This is a genomic window from Cellulomonas sp. P4_H4 (assembly GCF_056400865.1).
In genome coordinates this window covers 644,959-666,192 of sequence record NZ_JBFUKL010000003.1, presented here as the reverse complement: position 1 = coordinate 666,192, position 21,234 = coordinate 644,959, and the positions used below count along the sequence as shown (strand labels likewise).

14 protein-coding genes and 1 pseudogene are annotated in these 21,234 nt (G+C 71.9%); 14 read left to right on the top strand and 1 reads right to left on the bottom strand.

Going from position 1 to position 21,234, the window contains the following annotated elements; translation table 11 throughout:
- Positions 1-875 (top strand): annotated as a pseudogene (locus AC1DPN_RS13170) (hypothetical protein); the annotation flags it as partial.
- A 46-nt stretch (positions 876-921) separates the two neighbouring features.
- On the opposite strand, the gene AC1DPN_RS13165 reads toward AC1DPN_RS13170, so the two are convergent.
- A complete protein-coding gene (locus AC1DPN_RS13165; RefSeq protein WP_477085186.1) occupies positions 922-1,779 on the bottom strand; it encodes a DUF3097 domain-containing protein in 858 nt (285 codons plus the stop codon).
- A gap of 177 nt (positions 1,780-1,956) precedes the next feature.
- On the opposite strand from AC1DPN_RS13165, the gene hrcA reads away from it, so the two are divergent.
- The 13 genes from hrcA (at position 1,957) to AC1DPN_RS13100 (ending at position 21,231) form a co-directional block, all read left to right on the top strand.
- Positions 1,957-2,979 carry a heat-inducible transcriptional repressor HrcA gene (gene hrcA, locus AC1DPN_RS13160; RefSeq protein WP_477085185.1) on the top strand — a complete coding sequence of 341 codons (1,023 nt, stop codon included), beginning with the start codon at positions 1,957-1,959 and terminating at the stop codon, positions 2,977-2,979.
- Between the two features lie 52 nt (positions 2,980-3,031).
- Positions 3,032-4,159: a molecular chaperone DnaJ gene (gene dnaJ, locus AC1DPN_RS13155; RefSeq protein ID WP_477085184.1), complete on the top strand. Its 1,128-nt coding sequence runs from the start codon at positions 3,032-3,034 to the stop codon at positions 4,157-4,159.
- 13 nt (positions 4,160-4,172) lie between these two features.
- Positions 4,173-4,931, top strand: coding sequence for a 16S rRNA (uracil(1498)-N(3))-methyltransferase (locus tag AC1DPN_RS13150; RefSeq protein WP_477085183.1), 759 nt, complete (start codon positions 4,173-4,175; stop codon positions 4,929-4,931).
- 121 nt (positions 4,932-5,052) lie between these two features.
- Complete coding sequence (locus AC1DPN_RS13145) at positions 5,053-6,063, top strand: PhoH family protein (RefSeq protein ID WP_477085182.1); 1,011 nt, start codon at positions 5,053-5,055, stop codon at positions 6,061-6,063.
- Positions 6,064-6,070: 7 nt separating this feature from the next.
- Entirely contained in the window at positions 6,071-6,523 is a 453-nt protein-coding gene (ybeY, locus tag AC1DPN_RS13140) for an rRNA maturation RNase YbeY (protein ID WP_477085181.1), read from the top strand.
- Complete coding sequence (locus AC1DPN_RS13135; protein WP_477085180.1) at positions 6,520-7,866, top strand: hemolysin family protein; 1,347 nt, start codon at positions 6,520-6,522, stop codon at positions 7,864-7,866. Before ybeY ends, AC1DPN_RS13135 begins: the two co-directional genes overlap by 4 nt.
- The gene (gene era, locus AC1DPN_RS13130) at positions 7,863-8,777 is read left to right on the top strand and encodes a GTPase Era (protein ID WP_477085179.1); all 915 of its coding nucleotides are present in this window, start codon (positions 7,863-7,865) and stop codon (positions 8,775-8,777) included. Before AC1DPN_RS13135 ends, era begins: the two co-directional genes overlap by 4 nt.
- A 2-nt stretch (positions 8,778-8,779) precedes the next feature.
- Positions 8,780-10,345 carry an alpha/beta hydrolase family protein gene (locus AC1DPN_RS13125; protein ID WP_477085178.1) on the top strand — a complete coding sequence of 522 codons (1,566 nt, stop codon included), beginning with the start codon at positions 8,780-8,782 and terminating at the stop codon, positions 10,343-10,345.
- 141 nt (positions 10,346-10,486) lie between these two features.
- Entirely contained in the window at positions 10,487-11,362 is an 876-nt protein-coding gene (locus tag AC1DPN_RS13120) for a PP2C family protein-serine/threonine phosphatase (RefSeq protein ID WP_477085177.1), read from the top strand.
- Positions 11,359-12,585: an FHA domain-containing protein gene (locus AC1DPN_RS13115; RefSeq protein WP_477085176.1), complete on the top strand. Its 1,227-nt coding sequence runs from the start codon at positions 11,359-11,361 to the stop codon at positions 12,583-12,585. Before AC1DPN_RS13120 ends, AC1DPN_RS13115 begins: the two co-directional genes overlap by 4 nt.
- Positions 12,582-14,189 (top strand): serine/threonine-protein kinase, encoded by a 1,608-nt coding sequence (locus tag AC1DPN_RS13110; RefSeq protein ID WP_477085175.1) that lies wholly within the window; start codon positions 12,582-12,584, stop codon positions 14,187-14,189. Before AC1DPN_RS13115 ends, AC1DPN_RS13110 begins: the two co-directional genes overlap by 4 nt.
- Complete coding sequence (locus AC1DPN_RS13105; protein WP_477085174.1) at positions 14,186-20,218, top strand: Ig-like domain-containing protein; 6,033 nt, start codon at positions 14,186-14,188, stop codon at positions 20,216-20,218. Before AC1DPN_RS13110 ends, AC1DPN_RS13105 begins: the two co-directional genes overlap by 4 nt.
- Before the next feature lie 56 nt (positions 20,219-20,274).
- Positions 20,275-21,231, top strand: coding sequence for an AAA family ATPase (locus AC1DPN_RS13100; RefSeq protein WP_477085215.1), 957 nt, complete (start codon positions 20,275-20,277; stop codon positions 21,229-21,231).
- Positions 21,232-21,234: the final 3 nt, after the last annotated feature.

The window sequence follows — 21,234 nt, the reverse complement described above, 5'->3', positions numbered from 1 at the left end:
TCGCGCCGCCGGTCCCGCCCGTCGCGCCCCCTGCGCCGCAGTACGGCCAGCCCGCGCCGGGCGCCTACCCGCCGCCGGCACCGCAGTACGGCCAGCCGGCTCCCGGGGCCTACCCGCCGCCCGCGGGCTACGGCCAGCAGGCGCCCGGCAACTACCCGCCCGGGTCCTACCCGCCGCCCGCCGGCGGCTACGGTGCGCCGCCGCCGTCGCTGATCGGTGAGCCGTTCTCGTACGGCTGGCAGCAGTTCACACGCAACGGTGGTCTGTTCATCGGCGCCGGCCTCGTGTGGTTCGTCATCCTGATCGTCGCGTTCTCGATCGTCGGACTGATCTTCGGCGGGATCGGGGAGGTGTTCCGGACGACGTCGGGGGGCCGGATCGGGTTCTCGCTCGGATTCATCGTGTTCTCCCTGATCGGCTACCTGGTGACCTACCTCGTCCAGGCGATCTTCATCCGGGCCGCGCTGGACCTCACGGAGGGGCGGCGGCTCGCGTTCGGCAACTTCTTCAGGTTCGTGGATGCCGGCCCGGTGGTGATCACGGCACTGCTGCTCACGGCCATCTCGTTCGTCGTCGGCCTGGTGCCGCTCGTCGGCTGGCTGATCGGGCTCGTGGTGAACTTCCTGCTGTTCTTCACGTTCTGGTTCGTGATCGGCAAGCAGCTCGCGCCGGTCGACGCGATCAAGGCGAGCTACGAGCTCATCACCAAGAACCTGTCGACGACGATCCTGTTCTACCTGCTCGCCCTGGCGATCCTGTTCGCCGGAGCGCTGCTGTGCGGCGTCGGACTGCTCGTCGCCGTCCCGGTCGTGCTCGTCGCGACCGCGTTCCTGTTCAAGCGTCTGCTCGACGACCCGATCGCCCCGCCCGTCTGACCTCCCGACGCGATGCCCGGCCACCGGCTCCGGTGGCCGGGCATCGTCACGTCGTCACGAAGTCGATGAGCTCCTCGACGCGGCCCAGCAGGCTGGGCTCGAGGTCCGCGTAGCTGCGGACCGACCGCAGGATCCGCTGCCAGGCGCGGGCGACGTCGGCCTGGTCCTGGGCGGGCCAGCCGAGCTCACGCAGGATGCCGTACTTCCACTCGGTGCCACGCTCGATCGTCGGCCACGCCGTCAGCCTGATCCGCTCGGGGCGCACGGCCTGCCACACGTCCACGTAGGGGTGGCCGAGGACGAGGACCGATCCGGCGGGGGCGGCCTTGACCGCCTCCGCGGCGATCCGGCTCTCCTTGGCTCCGGCCACGAGGTGGTCGACGAGGACGCCGACGCGACGGCCGGGACCTGGGGCGAAGTCGCGGACCGCGTCGGGCAGGTTGTCGACGCCGTCGAGGAGCTCGACCACGACGCCCTCGAGGCGCAGGTCGTCGCCCCAGACCTTCTCGACCAGCTCGGCGTCGTGCTTGCCCTCGACCCAGATCCGGCTCCCACGGGCGACCCGCGCCTTGGCGTCGTGCACCGCGACGGAGCCGGACGCCGTCCGGGTGGGTCTCGCGGGTGCCGACGCGCGCACCGGGGCGGTCAGGGCGACGGGTTCGCCGTCCACCCAGAACCCTCGGCCGAGCGGGAAGGTGCGCGTTCGCCCTCGGCGGTCCTCGAGCACGACGACGTGGATGCCGCCGGACTTCTCGACGCGCACCACCGCGCCGACCCAGCCGGTGGTGACCTCCTCGACCACGAGACCCGTCTCGGCGGGCTGCGGGCGGCTCGTCCGGGCCGGTCGGTGGTGGGTCGAGGCGGGCCCCCCGAGCACGTCGGAGCCGTAGCGGTCCTGGTTCACCCGGGCAGCGTAGAGGGACCGTGGGACGGCGTCCGCGGGGCACGCCGGTTGCGCTGTGGGCGCAGGGCTCGTGCGTACGGCGGTCGTGTGGGCCGCGCGGCGTAGCATTGGCACTCCTGTCAGGGGAGTGCCACCCGTGCGCAGGCAACAGCCCGTGTGCAGACGAAGGGAGGCGAGATGAGCGACGACCGACGTCTTGACGTCCTTCGGGCGATCGTCGAGGACTACGTCGCCACCCGGGAGCCGGTCGGCTCACGTGCCCTGGTCGAACGTCACTCGCTCGGCGTCTCGCCGGCCACGATCCGCAACGACATGGCGTTCCTCGAGGAGGGCGGCTACATCGCCCAGCCGCACACGTCGGCCGGCCGGGTGCCGACGGACAAGGGCTACCGCCTGTTCGTCGACCAGCTCTCGAGCGTCAAGCCGCTGTCCAGCCCCGAGCGTCGTGCCATCGGCACGTTCCTGGAGAACGCCCAGGACCTCGACGACGTCGTCGACCGGGCCGTGCGCCTCATCGCGCAGCTGACGCAGCAGGTCGCCATCGTGCAGTACCCGTCCCTGCGGCGTTCTGCCCTGCGGCACGTCGAGCTCGTCCCGGTCGGCATGCGGCACCTGCTCGTCGTGCTGATCACGGACACGGGTCGCGTCGAGCAGCGCACGCTCGAGCTCGATGGTGAGCTCGACGATGCAGTCGTCGCACGGCTTCGCGCGCGGCTCAACGTCAGCGCCGCGGGCCGTCGGCTGTCCGAGCTCCCCGTCGCTCTCGCCGACCTGGTGCAGGGTTTTGAACCGGCCGACCAGGGCCTCGTCCGCGGCGTCGTCGCGGTGCTCGAGGAGACGCTCGCGCAGGAGAGCGAGGAGCGTGTCGTGCTCGCGGGCACCGCGAACCTCGCGCGTGCGGGCGGCACCGACGTGCGCTCCATCGGCCCCGTGCTCGAGGCGCTCGAGGAGCAGGTCGTGCTGCTCAGGCTCCTGAGCGAGATGGCCGAGGACACGCAGGCGGTCGCCGTGCGGATCGGCCGCGAGACCCAGCACGAGGGCCTCGTCGAGACGAGCTTCGTGACCACCGGCTACGGCGACGAGGGCGGCGGCTCCGTGGCTCGCGTCGGGTCGATCGGTCCGTTGCGCATGGACTACCCAGCCACGATGTCCGCGGTCCGCGCCGTCGCGCGGTACCTGACGCGGATCCTGGCCCAGTGAACGCCGACCGACCCACCCCCGGTAGACCCCCTGGAAGCGAGCAGATCATCCCGTGACCGACTACTACGAGATCCTCGGTGTGCCTCGCGACGCGACGCCGGAGCAGATCAAGAAGGCCTACCGAAAGCTCGCACGCGAGCACCACCCGGATGTCGCGGGAACGGATGCCGGCTCCGAGGACCGGTTCAAGGACGTGTCCCGCGCGTACGACGTGCTGGGGAACCCGGAGAAGCGTCGCGCGTACGACATGGGCGGCGACCCGGCGAGCCCCGGTGGCGGCATGGGTGGCGGGTTCGGCTTCCAGGACATCTTCGAGACGTTCTTCGGCGCGGCGACCGGTGCGGCCCAGCAGCGTGGGCCGATCCCTCGAGCGCGGCGCGGGCAGGACGCGCTCGTGCGCCTCGACCTCGACCTCGCGGACGTCACGTTCGGCGTGCACCGCGACGTCCCGGTCGACACCGCGGTCGTGTGCCCGACGTGCGCGGGCTCGTGCTGCCGCCCGGGTACCTCGCCGCGCACCTGCGAGGTCTGCGGCGGTCGCGGCTCGGTCCAGCGGGTGGCCCGTTCGTTCCTCGGCCAGGTCATGACGACGCAGCCGTGCGCGGCGTGCCACGGCTTCGGCAGCGTCATCCCCGAGCCGTGCACCGAGTGCTCGGGCGAGGGTCGGGTCCGGTCGCGTCGCACGCTGAGCGTCGACGTCCCCGCGGGCGTGGACACCGGGACGCGCATCAAGCTCACGGGCCAGGGCGAGGTCGGCCCCGCCGGCGGCCCGGCAGGTGACGTCTACCTGGAGGTGCGCGAGCGCAAGCACGACACCTTCGTCCGGCGCGGCGACGACCTGCACGCGACGCTCGAGGTGCCGATGACGGCGGCCGCGCTCGGCACGGTGCTGACGCTCGACACCCTCGACGGTCCGCGCGAGGTCGACCTGCGCCCCGGCACGCAGCCGTCGCAGATCGTCACCCTGAAGAACCTCGGCGTCGGGCACCTGCACGCGAGCGGTCGTGGCGACCTGCACGTGCACGTCGACGTCCAGGTCCCGATGGCCATGGACGACGAGCAGGCCGAGCTCCTGCGCAAGCTCGCGGCCCTGCGTGGTGAGGAGCGTCCCGAGGCGCGGTTCGCGGGTTCGAGCACGGGCGTGTTCGCCAAGCTGCGCGACAAGCTGTCCGGCCGCTGAGCGGCCGCCCTTCATGAGCGCACCGGTCTTCCTGGCCGAGCCCGGGAGTCTTCGGGACGTCGTCGCGGGCGGCACCTACCTGCTCGGCGGTGCCGAAGGGCGCCACGCGGGCGTCGTGCAGCGGCGTGCGCCCGGTGAACGGCTGGACGTCGCCGACGGCACCGGGATCCGACTCGTCGGCGTCGTCGACTCGGTAAGCGCCGACGGCGTGGTCGTCGCCGTCCGCGAGGTCGTGCTCGAGCCGTTGCCCGACGTGCCGCTCGTGCTGGTGCAGGCCCTGGCCAAGGGCGACCGTGACGAGATGGCCATCGAGGCGGCGACCGAGGTCGGCGTCGACGCGGTCGTGCCGTGGCAGGCGGAGCGCTCGATCGTCGTCTGGCGGGGAGACCGCGCGGCGAAGAGCAGGATCCGCTGGATCACCACCGTGCGTGCCGCGGCCAAGCAGTCGCGTCGTGCCCGGGTGCCCGAGGTCGAGCTCGCGCTCGACGGACGCGGTCTCGCCGCACGCATCCGGTCGGTGGTCGATGCCGGCGGCGTGGCGCTGGTGCTGCACGAGGACGCCTCCGCGCCGATCGCCGACGTCGCCCTGCCGACCGAGGGGGAGTGCCTCGTGATCGTCGGACCCGAGGGGGGCATCGGCGAGACCGAGCTCGCGCGACTGATCGAGGCCGGTGCCGGCGCGGTGCGGCTGGGCCCGCACGTGCTGCGCACCTCGACCGCCGGCCCGGTCGCCCTCGCGATCCTGGCGCAGCGCCTCGGCCGATGGGTATGACGAGGACTCTTGTCGGCCCGGGCTCGTAGACTGGATGCCCGCAGGTCCCGCCCCGTCTGTTCCCGTTCCAGAGCCCGCCAGACCCGTCCCAGCTAAGGAGCCCACGGCGCACGCCGAGCACATGGCCGAACCAACGCCCAACCCAGCACGCACAGCCCGCGCCCACGGTGCGCCGGCCCGCGTCGAGCACCGGATCACCGTGCCCTCGGACATCTCCATGGTCGAGCTGCTCGGCCTCCAGGACGAGGTCCTGCGCGCGATCGAGACCGGCTTCACCACGGTGGACATCCACGTGCGTGGCAACGAGGTGACGCTGGCCGGACCCGTCGGTGACGTCGCGCTGGTGTCCCGGCTCGTCGACGAGCTGGTCGAGATGGCTGCCGGCGGGACACCGCTGACGCCCGACATCGTCGCCCGGTCGGTGACCATGCTGACGGCGGCCTCGACCGTGCGGCCCGCCGACATCCTGTCGTTCAACATCCTGTCCAGCCGCGGGCGCACCATCCGGCCCAAGACGTCCGGGCAGAAGGAGTACGTCGACGCGATCGACCGGCACACGGTCACGTTCGGGATCGGTCCGGCCGGCACGGGCAAGACGTACCTGGCGATGGCCAAGGCGGTGCAGGCGCTCCAGGACCGCAAGGTCCACCGCATCGTGCTCACGCGGCCCGCGGTCGAGGCGGGTGAGCGTCTCGGCTTCCTGCCGGGCAGCCTCTCGGACAAGATCGACCCGTACCTGCGCCCGCTCTACGACGCCCTGCACGACATGGTGGACCCCGAGGCGATCCCGCGGCTGATGGAGGCGGGCACGATCGAGGTCGCACCGCTGGCCTACATGCGCGGCCGGACCCTCAACGACGCGTTCATCATCCTCGACGAGGCGCAGAACACGACCGTCGAGCAGATGAAGATGTTCCTGACCCGCCTGGGGTTCGGGTCCAAGGTCGTGGTCACCGGGGACGTCACCCAGGTCGACCTGCCGTCGTCCACCACGTCGGGGCTGCGCATCGTCGAGCAGGTGCTCACAGGCATCGACGACGTGTCGTTCTGCCGCCTCGGCTCGTCCGACGTCGTCCGGCACCGGCTGGTCAGCGAGATCATCGACGCGTACGCGCGCTGGGACAGGAACTGAGGTCGGCATGAGCGTCGATGTGAACAACGAGTCCGGGTTCGCCGTCGACGAGGCGGAGTTCGCGGCTCTGGCCCGCTACGTGCTGGACGCCATGCACGTGCACCCGCAGACCGACGTCTCGATCCGTCTCGTCGACACCGAGGCGATGACGGACCTGCACGTGCGCTGGATGGACGAGCCCGGCCCGACGGACGTCCTGTCGTTCCCGATGGACGAGCTGCGTCCGGGCCGTGAGGGTGACCAGACGCCCGCGGGTCTGCTCGGTGACGTCGTCCTGTGCCCCGAGGTGGCCGCTCAGCAGGCGCGCACCGCGGGCCACTCCACCGCGGAGGAGCTCCTGCTGCTCACCACGCACGGCTTGCTGCACCTGCTCGGCTACGACCATGCCGAGCCGGAGGAGGAGAAGGAGATGTTCGCCCTCCAGCGCCAGCTGTTGCTGACGTTCCTGGCTACCCGATGACCGACGTCCCCGTCGCACTGCTCGTCCTGCTCGCGGTCCTCGGGATCGCCGCCGCAGCGGCGCTCTCGGCGGGAGAGGTCGCCGTGGTCCGGGTCTCCCGCGCGGCTGTGGCCGAGCTGGTCGCCGAGAGGCACCCGGCCGCCGGGCGGGTGCGTGCGCTGACGGAGCACCCGAACCGGGTCGCGGCCGCGGCGGCGTTCGTGCGGCTGCTGACGGAGATGACGGCGACCGTGTGCATCGCGCTCGCCGTGAGCGCCGGGGACCTTCCGTGGTGGGCGGTGCTGCTGATCTCGGTCGCGCTGTGCGGTCTGGTGGCGTTCCTGCTCGTCCGCGCGAGCCCGCGCACCCTCGGTCGTCGGCACCCGGTCCGCACGCTGACGGCACTGTCCGGGCCGCTCGTGGTCGTCACCGCCGTCGCGGGACGGCTCGGTGCGGTCGGCCGGCCCGCCGAGGGCTCCGCCGAGGAGGACGAGGACGAGCTGCGCGAGATGGTGCAGCGGGTCAGCGAGTCCGACGTGATCGAGGACGAGGAGCGGGAGATGTTCCGGTCGGTCCTCGAGCTGGGTGACACGCTCACGCGCGAGGTGATGGTGCCGCGCACCGACATGGTCACCACGCCCGACGACACGCCCGTGCGCAAGGCTCTCGCCCTGCTGATGCGCTCCGGGTTCTCCCGCGTGCCGCTCACCGGCGAGTCGGTCGACGACCTGACCGGCGTCCTCTACCTCAAGGACGTCGTGCTGCGACTGCCGATCGCGCCGACCGGCAGGTCGAACAACAACGAGCAGCAGGCCATGCTCGACGCCCCGGCCAGCTCGCTGGCCCGGCCCCCGGTGTTCGTGCCCGAGTCCAAGCCCGTCGACGAGCTGCTGAGGGAGCTCCAGGAGGGCACCTCGCACATGGCCATGGTGGTGGACGAATACGGCGGCATCGCGGGGCTCGTGACCATCGAGGACGCGATCGAGGAGATCGTCGGGGAGCTGACCGACGAGCACGACCCGACCGCCCCCGTCGTCGAGGACCTGGGCGACGGCGTGTTCCGGGTGCCCGCTCGGCTGGGTCGCGACGAGCTCGGCGAGCTCTTCGGCTTCGAGGTCGACGACGAGGACGTGGACAGTGCCGGCGGCCTGCTGGCCAAAGCACTCGGTAAGGTTCCACTCCTCGGGTCTGCGGGGGACATCCACGGGCTGCACCTCGTCGCGGACCGCGTCGAGGGTCGGCGCCGCAGGTTGGCCACCGTCCTGGTGAGCCAGGTTGCGCCCGAGCCCGATCATGAGCACGAGAGCGCGAGCTCGCCACCCTCGAGGACGCACGCGTCCGACAACCACGGAGCACCCCGATGACTTTCCGATCCGGCTTCGCCTGCTTCGTCGGGCGCCCCAACGCCGGCAAGTCGACGTTGACCAACGCGCTGGTCGGCCAGAAGGTCGCGATCACGTCCGGCCGCCCGCAGACGACGCGGCACACGATCCGTGGCATCGTCCACCGCCCCGAGGCCCAGCTGATCCTCGTGGACACGCCCGGCCTCCACCGGCCGCGCACCCTGCTGGGCGAGCGCCTCAACGCGCTCGTCAAGGACACGCTGACCGAGGTCGACGTGGTCGGGTTCTGCCTGCCGGCCGACCAGCGGGTCGGCCCGGGCGACCGGTTCATCGCCGAGCAGATGACCGAGCTCGCGCGCGACGGCCGCGGCACGCCGGTGGTCGCGATCGTGACCAAGGCCGACCTCGTCGGCAAGGGCAAGCTCGCCGAGCACCTCATGGCGGTCCAGGGACTCGGGGACTGGGCGGACATCGTGCCGGTCTCGGCGATCGGCGGCTACCAGGTCGACGTGCTGGAGAAGGTGCTCATCGGGTACTTGCCCGAAGGCGCGCCGCTGTACGCGGAGGGCGAGCTGACCGACGAGCCGGAGGCCGTGATGGTCGCCGAGCTGGTCCGTGAGGCGGCGCTCGAGGGCGTCCGCGACGAGCTGCCGCACTCCCTCGCGGTCGTCGTCGACGAGATCGTGCCGCGCGACGAGCCCGCCGCGAACGGGGTGCCGATGCTCGACGTGCGCGTCCACCTCTTCGTGGAGCGGGACAGCCAGAAGGCCATCATCATCGGCAAGGGCGGCGCCCGGCTGCGGGACGTGGGCAGCGAGGCACGCCGCGGCATCGAGGCCCTGCTCGGTGCCCGCGTCTACCTCGACCTGCACGTCAAGGTGGCGAAGGACTGGCAGCGCGACCCCAAGCAGCTCGGGAAGATGGGCTTCTGAGGATGTTGAAGTCGGACGTCGAGGGGACCCGGGCGCCCGCGATCGGCAGTCGTAGCCGGTCGGTGTACCGGATCGTCGCGAGCACGGTGCTCGGAGTCGTCGTCCTCGCGATCCTGGGCGCGGTGCTGGGCCCGCAGTGGGACCCGATGCCGCTGACCGACCCGCTCGTCGTCCAGACCTCGTCGACGGCGATCGGCGACGCCGCGCCCGTCGGCGAGTACGAGGTGAAGACGTCGATCGTCACGGTGCAGCTGGACGGCGAGACGACCGAGGCGCGGATCAGCGAACCCGTCGGGCTCGACGGCCCGAAGCCCGGGGTGGTCTTCATCCACGGCGCGGGCACCGGCGAGTACGAGATCGCGTTCCTCGCGCAGGCCCACGCGCTCGCGGCGTCGGGCGTGGTGGCGATGGTGCCGAACAAGCGGCTCGACACGTACACGACCCGCCACCGTGACTACGTCGCGATGGCCGAGGACTACGACGCGTCGGTGAGCTTCCTCCAGGAATGGCCGGGGGTCGACCCGGACCGGGTCGGGCTGTACGCGGAGAGCGAGGGGGGCTGGATCGCGCCGGTCCTCGCAGCGGAGCACCCCGACGTCGCTTTCGTCGTCCTGGTGTCCTCGCCGGTGGTCCCGCCTCGTCAGCAGGCCGCGTTCGCCGTCGACTCCTACCTGCGCAACACGGGCGTGCCGCACGGTGTCTTCCGTGCGATCCCGCGCGCGGTCGGCATGTCGATCCCCGGCGGCGGGTTCGAGTACGCCGACTTCGACGTCACTCCGTACCAACGCCGGATGCACCAACCCGTCTTCGTCGTCTACGGCACCGGAGACATCTCGATGCCGACGATCCAGGGTGCGCAGCAGATCATCGACGACACGGCGCTCGCCGAGAACAGCGACGTCACCGTGCGCTACTACGAGGGCGCGAACCACGGGATCCGGGTGGACGGCGTCATCGACGACGTGTTCCTGCGCGACCTGTCGGGGTGGATCCTCGGGCTGCCCGCGACCGCCGCGTCCGAACCACGGATCGCCGGCGACCAGCCGGTGCAGACCTACGTCGCCGCCCCTGTCCCGCAGCCGCGCTGGAACAGCGACCTCGTGCTCGTGCTCGTCGGGATCGCCCTGGCACTCATCGTCCTCGGCCCGCTCGCCGTCGGCGCCGCCCGTGGGGTCGAGCTCGCGGCCGACCGGGTGCGCGGTCGGTCGGCGGGGCCGGGACCGAGGTTCGCGCACGGCATCCTGCCGCGTCTCGTGGCCGTCGGCGCGGGCGCGATCCTCACTGCCGGGGTGCTCGTCTGGTACGTCGTCTCGGTCGCCAGGCTCGCGCTGAACTACGAGCGCAACGACCTCGTCGTGCAGGGCGGCTGGATCCTCGTCCGGGTGCTCGGCATCGCCGTCGTCCTCGCGGCGGTCCTTCTCGTCCGCCGGTATCGCCGGGTCCGTGCCGCAGGCGAGCGTCCAGCGCCGGGTGTCGTGAGAACTGTGGTTCTCTGGGGCGGTGTGGTTGGCTCGGGCATCTTGTTGGTGGTTCTGGCCTACTGGGGCGTGTACCAGCTCGGGATCTGACCGTACGGTCAGGAGATGCGCCCACAGATCGGTCGTTCGTTGTGTACTGAAGGCTCAGGTACGCGACGATGTGCGCCGATGATCTGAGGAAGTACTCGATCGGGTGCTGGTTTTTCGCTGGGACGAGCTAGGGGGACCGAGGTGCGTACGTCGTGGGGTTCGGCGACCGACCGCGGCCTCGTGCGGGACGTCAACGAGGACGCCCTCCTCGCCTACCCGCCCGTGTTCCTCGTGGCCGACGGCATGGGCGGTCACGACGCCGGTGACCTCGCGAGCCGCATCGCGGTCGAGGAGTTCGCCCAGCTGGCCGGGCAGGCAGCCGCGAGCGCCGACGACGTGCACGCCTGCTTCGCCCGGACCGCAGCGCGGATCCGCAGCGAGTTCACCGGGGGGCGTCAGGGCGGGACGACCGTCGCGGGCGTCGCCGTGACCGAGCACGACGGCGGCTCGTACTGGCTGATCTTCAACGTCGGCGACTCACGGGTGTACCGCTGGGACGGCGAGGTCCTCGAGCAGGTCAGCGTGGACCACTCGGTCGTCCAGGATCTCATCGACCTCGGCGAGCTCGATCTGGCCGATGCCGAGACGCACCCTGAGCGGCACGTGCTGACGAAGGCCCTCGGCACCGGGGACGCTCCGGAGCCCGACTACTGGCTGCTGCCGGCCGGCCTGCACGACAGGCTCCTGATCTGCACGGACGGGCTGACCCGGGAGCTGGGCGAGGACGCCCTGCAGGGCGTGCTCACCTCGACGAGCGATCCGCAGGACGCCGCGGCGCTCCTGGTCCGTCTCGCGCTCGAGCACGGCGCACGGGACAACGTGAGCGCCGTGGTGGTCGACGTGGCCACCTCGACGGGTGCGCACGAGGACGTGCACGTCACGGTGCCGCGCGTCGAGCAGGACCTCGGTCCGCACGAGTGGGACGAGATGCTCAACGGGAGGACCGTCCCGAGGTTCTACGGCCCTGGATCGACGCCTGACCACGCGAGCTGGCCACACGAGGAGGACTCGTCATGAGCGTTCCCGAGTACAGCGCCGGCGACTGGACTGCGATCGTGCGCCCGGGGTTCGTCGCGCTCCTGGGTCCGGACGCCGCCGAGTCCACGGTTCGTGCCCTGTGGCAGGAGACCGGGGAGGGCGTCTTCGCCGCGCTGGCACTCCTCGCGCGCGACGGGTTCGCCGGTCTTCCGCCGTTCGCGCTCGTGTCGGTCGACAAGCGTCGGGTGCACGCGGCGCTGCGCGGCGACGTCGAGGTCGTCGTGGACGTCGACGGTCGCCTCGAGACGCTGCGGTCGGGCGAGGTCAGCACCTGGACCGAGCGCGTCGTCGACGGTGTCGGATCGGTCGCTGTCCAGGTCGACGCAGCGCCCACGGACGCTCCCAGCCTTCCGGTCGCCGATGGCGTCGTGCGCGCCTCGCGCATCCGGATCGCGCTCGCCCTGCCCGAGGGCACCGCGGGCGCCCGCCAGGACGTCGAGCCCGTCGCTGCGCACGTCGTCACGGAGCCGTCGGCCGAGTCCGAGGGTGGGGACCGCTCCTTCGCCGAGACGCGCGTCGTCGACACGCCGGTGCTCGCCGAGACCGACCCGGAGCAGCCGGCGGCAGAGCCGGAGGCGGCGGACGCACCGCACGCCGACCCCGTCGCGGTCGTCGCGGACCCCGACGAGCACAGCGACACGTCCGGCGTCGTCGCGGCCGCCGAGGCGTTCCTGTCCGACTCCGCGTTCGACGAGAAGCACGGCACCGGTGGCCCGTCCGTCCCGCTGACGGGCGCGTCGCTCGACGACCACGACGGTCTGACCATCCTGTCCACCGACCTCGCGGACATCCGCGACCAGCTGCCGTCGTGGGCCGCGGACGAGGTCCCCGGACCGTTCCGCGCGCCCGCGGGCATCCCGACGCCGGCTCGACTCGTCCTCTCGACGGGGCTCGTCGTGCCGCTCGACCGGGCCGTGCTGCTCGGGCGTGCGCCGCAGGTCGCCCGAGTCTCCAACCGCGAGCTGCCGCGTCTGATCACGGTGCCGAGCCCGCAGCAGGACATCTCGCGCACGCACGCGGAGGTGCGCGTCGAGGGTGACCACGTGCTGGTGACGGACCTCGACTCCACCAACGGCGTGCACGTCGCCCGCCCGGGCGAGGGTGCACGACGGCTGCACCCGGGCGAGCCCAGCGTGGTCGCGCTCGACGAGCTCGTGGACCTCGGCGACGGTGTGACGTTCTCCCTGGAGCGCGGTTCGTGACAGCACGCCGCGAAGCCTCGACGCCGCCGCAGCTGCCGGGGTACGAGCCCGTCCGCGTACTCGGCCTCGGTGGCTTCGCGGACGTGTTCCTGTACGAGCAGCAGCTGCCGCGCCGCGAGGTCGCGGTGAAGGTCCTTCTCGCGGGCAGTCTCGACGACGACGTCAGGACGCGGTTCCAGACCGAGGCCAACCTCATGGCCCAGCTGTCGCACCACCCGTCGATCGTCACGATCTACCACGCCGCGATCGCGTCGGACGGTCGTCCCTTCCTCGTCATGGAGTACTGCTCGCGTCCCGGTCTGGCTGACCGCTACCGGCAGGAGCGGATCTCCGTGCCCGAGGCGCTGCGCATCGGGATCCGGCTCGCGTCGGCGGTCGAGACGGCGCACCGGGCAGGGATCCTGCACCGCGACATCAAGCCGGCGAACGTGCTCACGACCGACTTCGGCTGGCCCGCGCTGACCGACTTCGGCATCGCGGCGACCACGGGGCAGGGCGGTGGGGCGACGGTCGGCATGTCGATCCCGTGGTCTCCACCGGAGCTGCTCGGGGAGCACCCGACGGGCGACGAGCGTTCCGACGTGTACTCGCTCGCGGCCACCATCTACTCGCTGCTCGCCGGTCGCACGCCGTTCGAGATCGCCGGGGGCCAGAACAGCGCGCAGCAGCTCGTCGCACGGATCGAGCGTTCGCCACTGCCACCGACGGGTCGCGACGACGTCCCGCCGGCGCTGTTCCAGGTGCTCGACAGGGCCATGGCCAAGGTGCCCGCGCGGCGCTACGGCTCGGCAGCCGCGGTGGCCCGTGCCCTCCAGCAGGTCGAGACGGACCTTCGCCTCCCCGTCACGCCGCTCGACCTCACCGACGAGCCGCTGGGTCGCGAGCAGCGGGACCAGCGCGACCTTGCCGGGCGTTCGCTGCAGGTCCCTCAGGACGACGCCACCCGGCTCCGCTCGATCGTGAGCGTCGACGCGCAGGTGCCGGTCGTCGAGTCGCGACCGGCGGTCGGTTTCGTCCCGGGCGCCGACGAGGCCACGCGCGTGCGGTCGATCACGACCGTGCCGTCGAGCGTCGAACCGGCGACGCCACCACCCACGCCTGCGGCGCGCCCCAGCCTTCCGACGTTCATCGCGCCCGAGGAGCCGGAGACGACGGACGACGTCGAGCCGGCCCGCCGTCGGACCGGCCCGCTCGTCGGCATCATCTCGGGACTGGTCGTCCTGGCCGCAGTGGTCGTGCTCGGCGCGGTCGCTCTGCGCGGCGACGACCTCCCTGCCGACCGACCGGGCGACGCGACGGAGTTCAGCCCGGACTCGAAGCCGACCGCGATCGACGCCGTGGTCCCCGCACCGCACTCGCTGGCGGGTACCCGGCAGGCAGACGGTTCCGTGGTGTTCACCTGGGAGAACCCCGAGCCGCTGGTAGGCGACCGGTACCTGTGGGGCGTCCTGGAGCCGACCGGCGAGCCCGAGCTCGAGCTGGTCGACGTGCCGACGGTCACGGTCCCGTCCGACGGCGGGACCGGTGAGGTCTGCATCCAGGTCTCGATCGTCCGCGAGGACCGCCGCGCGTCGGCCAACCCCGCACAGGTGTGTGCGCCGTGAGGTTCGTCAGGGCGCGCTCGAAGATCACCACGACTGCCGCGATCGTGACGGTGCCCGTGCTCATCGCCGTGCTCGCACTCGTCGACCACGGCTTCCCGCTGGCTCGCCTCGACCTGAACGACGGAGCGGTCTGGCTGACGGCTACGAGCCAGAGGCAGCTCGGGCGGTACAACGCGAAGGTCGAGGAGCTCAACGGTGGCCTGGTGGCCGAGGGCACGGAGTTCGACGTCCTGCAGGACGCGGGCGACGTCCTGCTCGTCGAGCCCGGCCAGGTCTCGGTGGTCGACCCGGCCTCCGTCACCACCACCACGCAGATCGAGACGCCCGACGCGGTGGTCTCGATGGCCGACGGTGTCGTCGCCGTCGCGGACGACGACGGCAACGTGTGGGCGCGGGGCATCACCGAGCTCGACGGGCTGCGGATCGCGACGGTCACTCCCGATCTCGAGCTCGGCGAGGGCGGCAATGCCGTCGTCGCCCAGGGGGGTGCGGTTCTCGGTGTGGCCACGGACGGTGCCGCGACGCGACTCGACGTGAGCACGGGCTCGGCGAGCCAGTCGGACGTCGGGAGCCTCGGCGCCGGTGACATCGACCAGATCACCGCGGTCGGCAACCAGCCGGTGACACTGTCCGGCAGGACGGTGCACACGCTGCACGGCACGGTCGAGGTGCCCGGCGACGGCCTGGTGCTGCAGCAGCCCGGTCCAGCGTCGTCGGTCGTCCTCGTCGCGAGCACGACGGCACTCGTCGAGGTGCCGCTCGACGGCGGCGACGTGGTCGAGCACAGCACCCAGGGCTCCGGTCGACCGGCCAAGCCGGTCCGGGTAGGCACGTGTGCGCACGGCGCGTGGGCGGCCGGGAGCGGCTCCTACCTGCAGCTGTGCGACGGCACCGACGCCGTCGTGCGCGACCTCAAGGACATGACGAGCTCGGACGAGCTGAAGTTCCGGGTGAACCGGCAGGTCGTGGTCCTGAACGACACGCTTCGCGGTCGCCTGTGGCTGCCGCTGCAGGACACGGACCTGCACGTCCCGAACTGGAACGAGGTGGTGCCGCAGGAGAGCCCCGAGGAGACCGAGGACGAGTCGCAGTCGACCGAGACGACCCAGGACCTGGTCACCGAGTGCTCGGACGAGTCGGCGCCCCCGACGGCCGCGGACGACGCGTTCGGCGTCCGGCCCGGTCGGACGACCATCCTTCCGGTGATCGACAACGACTCGACGTCGGACTGCGGCATCCTCGCGATCGTCGAGTTCGACCCGTTGCCACCGGAGTTCGGTACCGTCGTCGCCATCTACGGCGGCCGGGCGCTCCAGGTCGAGGTTGCCGCGACCGCTGTCGGCACCGTCGACTTCTCCTACACGATCAGTGACGGCAAGGGAACGACGACACCGTCCACCGCGCACGTCCGGCTGACGGCCCGCCCGGCGGGCGTCAACGAGCCTCCGTACCAGGTCAGGATCGGTGCCCTCACCGTCGAGCAGGGCGGCCAGGCCGATCACCAGCTTCTCTCAGACTTCGTCGACCCGGACGGCGACGACCTGATGCTCGTCGGCGCGACGGCCGACCCGGCCGCCGGCTCGGTGCGCTTCCGGCAGGACGGCACGCTGACGTTCAAGGCCGACGGGCCCCGCCTGGGACGGACCCGTGTGCAGCTGCTGGTGTCCGACGGGACCTCGACGACCGAGGGCGCTGTCGACATCGACGTGCGCCCCGCCGGGTCCTTGCCGCCCCAGATCGATCCGGTGTTCGCCGTGACGTACGTGGGCCAGCCGGTCACGCTGTACCCGCTCGCGTCGGTGCGCAGCCTGTCGAACGAGCCGCCCCGCCTCGCCGGGGTCGACGAGGTCGTCGGCGCGACCGTGACCAGCGACCTGCAGGCCGGCACGTTCACCTTCTCGGCCGCGCGCGCGGGGACCTACTACGTCCCGTTCCTCGTGACCGCGTCGCCGCAGCAGGCCACCGGGCTGGCGCGCGTCGACGTCAAGGAGTGGCCGCAGACCGCGCAGGCCCCCGTGGCGGTGCGTGACCGGGCGTCCCTCCCAGCCGGCGGTGAGGTCACGATCGACCCGCTCGACAACGACTCCGACCCCGCGGGCAAGGTGCTCGTCCTGCAGGCGGTCGACGTCCCCGAGGGGTCGGGCCTCCAGGTGGCCGTGCTGGACCACCACCTCGTGCAGATCCGCGCGCAGCGCACCCTCGTCGAGCCCGTCGTGCTCCGGTACTCGGTGTCCAACGGTCAGTCGTCGACGATCGGGGAGATCGTCGTGCAGCCCGTCCCGGCGTCGTCGTCCTCCCAGCCGCCCGTCGTGCAGAACGTCGAGGTGAACGTCCGCACGGGCGGGGTCGTCACGATCCCCGTGCTCGACGACGCGTACGACCCGGACGGTGACCGGCCCACCCTCAGCCCGATCCTCCCCGAGCCGCTCGGTCCGGGCGAGGGGCTGCTGTTCGTCTCCGGCGACGTGCTGCGGTACCAGGCTCCGTCGACCCCTCTCACGGCGCGCGCGACGTTCTCCGTGCAGGACTCCACCGGCAACGCGACGGCCGCGACCCTCACGGTGCGGGTGCACGAGTCCGACGCCAGCACGAAGGCCCCACCGCGGCCGCGTGACCTCACCGCCCGCGTCTTCGAGGGTGACACGGTCCGCATCGAGATCCCTCTGATCGGCATCGACCCGGACGGCGACGGTGTGACGCTGCTGGGTCAGGCGTCGGCGCCCTCACACGGGCGCGTCACGGCAGTAGGACCGGACTGGCTCGAGTACCAGGCCTACCAGGACGAGCTCGACACCGACGAGTTCACGTATGCCGTCGAGGACTGGACCGGGCAGCGGGCGGTCGCCAAGATCCGGGTCGGCATCAGCCCCCGGCCGACCGGTACGGCACCCGTGACCGCGCGGGACGACGAGGTCACCGTCGGGCCGGGCCAGCGGGTCGAGGTCCGCGTGCTGGCCAACGACATCGACTCCAGCGGCGGTGAGCTCACGCTCGAGCCGACGCTCGACCTTGCCTCCGGGACCGAGGGTCTCGCCGAGGTGGACGACCGTCGGATCATCGTGCGGGCGCCCGAGACGCCGGGGGTGATCCAGATCGGCTACACGGTGTCCAACGCCCGCGGCGGCCGGGACAGCGGCGTGCTGACCGTGACGATCGACCCGAACGCGCAGGTGGCGGCCCCCATCGCGCGCGACATCGTCGTCAACGCCCTCGACACGATCGGCCGGACCGAGGTGACCGTCGCTGTGCTCTCGGTCGCCCAGAACCCGAGCGGTCCGCTGAGCGACCTCGTGGTCTCCGTGCCCGAGTCGGTCCAGGACGTCGCCGCGGTGATCGGTGACAAGGTCGTCGTGCAGCTCGTGGACCACGCACAGACGGTGCCGTTCCTGCTGGCCAACCGGCGGTCGCCGACGGCAGCCTCGTACGCGTTCATCACGGTCCCCGCGCTCGGCTTCTTCCCCCCGACGCCACGCCCGAAGGCGCCTGCGCTCCGCGTCGCGTCGGGCGAGCAGCTGGTGATCCCGCTCGAGGAGCAGGTGCAGGTCGCGCCCGGCCGCACGGCGACGGTTGCGGACCCGACGGGCGTCACGGCCACCAAGTCGAACAGCACGGACCTCGTGCGCAGCCTGAAGGTCCTGCAGTTCACGTCCGCACCGGGCTACGCGGGACCTGCGTCGATCACGGTCCCGGTCACCGACGGTACCGACGCGTCCGCCCGGACGTCGGTCATCACGCTGCAGATCACGGTGTACGCGGTCGACGACCACCCGCCGACGTTCACGCCGTCGACGATCGACCTGGCGCCCGGTGAGCCGCAGCTGTCGGTCGACCTGCGCGCGTTCACGGAAGGCCCCGAGGGCGACGACGCGGACCAGGCGCAGACGCGGTACTCCTACCAGCTGACGTCCGCCGTCCCGACGGGGTTCACGGGCGGGATCGACGGCAGCACGCTGCGGATCGCCGCCGACAAGACGACGCCCAAGGGGCGCACGGACAAGCTGACGCTGAAGATCGGCTACGGCCGCAGCGGCTCGATGCCGGCCACGATCGACCTCCGGGTCCTCGCGAGCACGCGGCGCACGGCTCAGGTGGTGGACGTGCACGAGGTGGGCGTCGAGGGCAAGGAGAGCACCGTCGAGGTGCTCCAGAACGCCTACAACCCGTTCCCGGGCTCGCCGCTGACCGTGGTGGGTGCCACGGTCGAGACACCGGACGCGGGCACCGCCAGCTCGACGCAGAGCACGGTCAGCGTGCGACCCACGGCGGGCTTCATCGGGCAGATGGTCACCCGGTTCCGCGTCAGGGACGTCACGGGCGACCCGGCCCGCGAGGTCGAGGGACGTATCTACACCGTCGTGCGGGGCAAGCCGGCGACGCCGACGGCTCCCCGGATCGGGGAGGTCCGGGACGGGACCGTCGTCCTCTCGTGGGACGCCCCCGACAACCGCGGCTCGCAGATCATCGAGTACCGGGTCGTCGCCTCGCCGGGGAACATCGTGCGCACCTGCCTGAGCACGGCATGCACGATCGACAACCTGGTCAACGACACCGAGTACACGTTCACGGTGGCCGCGCGGAACGACGTCGACTGGTCCGACCCGAGCCCCAGCTCGGCGCCCGCCCGCCCCGACGCCGTTCCTGCCCAGCCAGGCACGCCGACGCTCGAGTTCGGGTCCGGCTCGGTCCGTGCCTCGTGGTCCGCGCCGGTGTCGACCGGCTCGCCCGTCACCAGCTACACGCTCGAGATCAGTCCGACGCCCCCGTCCGGCTCGGCGAGCGTCACCTCGACGACGACGAGCCACACGTTCTCCGGGCTGACCAACGGCACCGCGTACTCGGTGCGCGTGCGCGCACACAACAAGGCTCCCGACCCGGGGCCGTGGTCGGACATGTCGCAGCCGATGATCCCGGCGGCCGAACCCAACGCGCCCGTCGTGACCGCGACGCGCAACCCGACCGGCTGGTTGGGAGACGCGACGATCGACGTCACCTGGACCGTCCCGGACGGGCACGGCGACCCTGTGCGCGGGTACGAGCTCACGATCGACAGCGCCGCGCCGATCCCGTTCGACGCCTCGACGACCGCCTACAGCTTCCGGGCCGTCCGCGGGCAGAGCTACCAGATCGCCGTGCGTGCGACCAACAAGGCGGGTGCCTCGCCGTGGGGCACGGACACGGGCGAGACCTGGAGCGAGCCGACAGCGCCCACCGGAGGGTCTGCCGGGGCGGTGCACAACGGCGCGGCGTGGGGCGCCGGTTCGATCACGCTCGGTTGGCACGCGCCCGTCCAGAGCGGTGGCGCCGGCGTGTCCATCGTCGAGTACGAGATAGAGGGGATCGCCGCTCGCGTCGCAGGGACGACGACCACGATCAACAACCTCGTCGGCGGCACGACCGTGGCGTACCGGGTCCGTGCCTGGAACTCGCGTGGCCTGGCCGGGGAGTGGCTCGCGCTGCCCTCCGTGACAGCGGTGACGCGGCCCGACACCCCGGAGGTCATCGTCGACACGGGCGGCATCGACCAGGTGAACGTCAGCTACGTCGAGGGTGGAACCGGTGGCCCGGCGATCGACCAGCGCGAGTACCGGGTGAATGGGAAGGGAGGCTGGCTCGACGGCCCGCCGCCCGCGGTCGTCGACGAGTCCGGCGACGTCACCGTCGAGTACCGCGTGCACAACTCGGAGGGCTGGAGCGAGATCGGGTCCGGCGCGGCTCCTGCAGGCGCACCGTCGCGGCCGGGCGCGCCGGACCTGGTGACGGTCGTCCCGGCGCCGGACGGCACGGCGCAGGTCACCTGGTCGGAGGCCGCGCCGAACGGCCGGAACGTCGACCGGTACCGCTGGACCGTGGAGAACGTCAGCGACGGCACGACCGTGACAGACGAGGGTGACGTGACCACCGCGACGATCGACCTCCCGGCCGGCACCACGGTCCGGATCACGGTCGAAGCACGCAACTCCGTGGGGTGGGGCCCACCGAGCCAGCCCGTGGAGGCCTCAGGTGTGCCGTCACCGGTGCCGACACCTTGAGCAGGACCGCAGCACCCGAGCCCGACCCGACGAACCACCATCTGGAGAACGCACACATGGACCCCGAGCAGAGCACCTGGTTCGCGGAGACGTTCGACGCCCTCGTGACGAACGTGGGCCTCGCGCTGCTCGGCAAGGACCGCACGGTCCGTCTCGCGCTCACCGCGATGATCGCCGAGGGGCACCTGCTCCTCGAGGATGCGCCCGGCACCGGCAAGACATCGCTCGCGAAGGCGCTCGCCGCGACCGTGCAGGGCAGCCACCACCGCATCCAGTTCACGCCCGACCTGCTGCCGTCCGACGTCACGGGTGTGACGATCTACGACCAGGGCACGCAGAAGTTCCAGTTCCACCCGGGCCCGATCTTCGCGTCCGTCGTGCTCGCGGACGAGATCAACCGCGCATCGCCCAAGACGCAGGCGGCGCTGCTCGAGGTGATGGAGGAGGGCAACGTCACGGTCGACGGCGTCACCCACCCGGCCGGCCGGCCGTTCATGGTCATCGCGACGCAGAACCCGATCGAGCAGGCGGGTACCTACCGGCTGCCCGAGGCTCAGCTGGACCGCTTCCTCATCAAGACCTCCCTCGGCTACCCGGACCGGGCCTCGACGATCGAGATCCTTGCCGGGGCCAAGGACCGCACGATCAACCTGCAGCCCCGGATCACGACGGAGGCCGTCGGCACGATGGCCGACCTCGCGCAGACGGTGCACATCGACGACGTCGTCCTGGACTACGTCGCACGCCTGACGGAAGCGACTCGCGACGACGCCCAGACCGTCATCGGCGCGAGCGTGCGCGGGGGGCTCGCCCTGGTGCGGACCGCGAAGGTGTGGGCGGCCTCGCAGGGCCGTGAGTACGTCATCCCCGACGACGTCAAGGAGCTCGCGCAGCCCGTCCTCTCGCACCGCCTGGTGCTGGACACCGAGGCCGAGTTCGCCGGCGTCACGGCGATCGAGGTGCTCGCACGCATCCTCGAGACGGTCGCGCCGCCGGCCCTGCGGGCGGCCTGAGCG

Bases quoted from the DNA above. Each gene is read 5' to 3' on its own strand.
- AC1DPN_RS13115 (WP_477085176.1), top strand. From the start codon at position 11,359: ATGAGCGTTCCCGAGTACAGCGCCGGCGACTGGACTGCGATCGTGCGC.
- AC1DPN_RS13150 (WP_477085183.1), top strand. From the start codon at position 4,173: ATGAGCGCACCGGTCTTCCTGGCCGAGCCCGGGAGTCTTCGGGACGTC.
- AC1DPN_RS13125 (WP_477085178.1), top strand. From the start codon at position 8,780: ATGTTGAAGTCGGACGTCGAGGGGACCCGGGCGCCCGCGATCGGCAGT.
- hrcA (WP_477085185.1), top strand. From the start codon at position 1,957: ATGAGCGACGACCGACGTCTTGACGTCCTTCGGGCGATCGTCGAGGAC.
- AC1DPN_RS13100 (WP_477085215.1), top strand. From the start codon at position 20,275: ATGGACCCCGAGCAGAGCACCTGGTTCGCGGAGACGTTCGACGCCCTC.
- ybeY (WP_477085181.1), top strand. From the start codon at position 6,071: ATGAGCGTCGATGTGAACAACGAGTCCGGGTTCGCCGTCGACGAGGCG.
- AC1DPN_RS13145 (WP_477085182.1), top strand. From the start codon at position 5,053: ATGGCCGAACCAACGCCCAACCCAGCACGCACAGCCCGCGCCCACGGT.
- AC1DPN_RS13135 (WP_477085180.1), top strand. From the start codon at position 6,520: ATGACCGACGTCCCCGTCGCACTGCTCGTCCTGCTCGCGGTCCTCGGG.
- era (WP_477085179.1), top strand. From the start codon at position 7,863: ATGACTTTCCGATCCGGCTTCGCCTGCTTCGTCGGGCGCCCCAACGCC.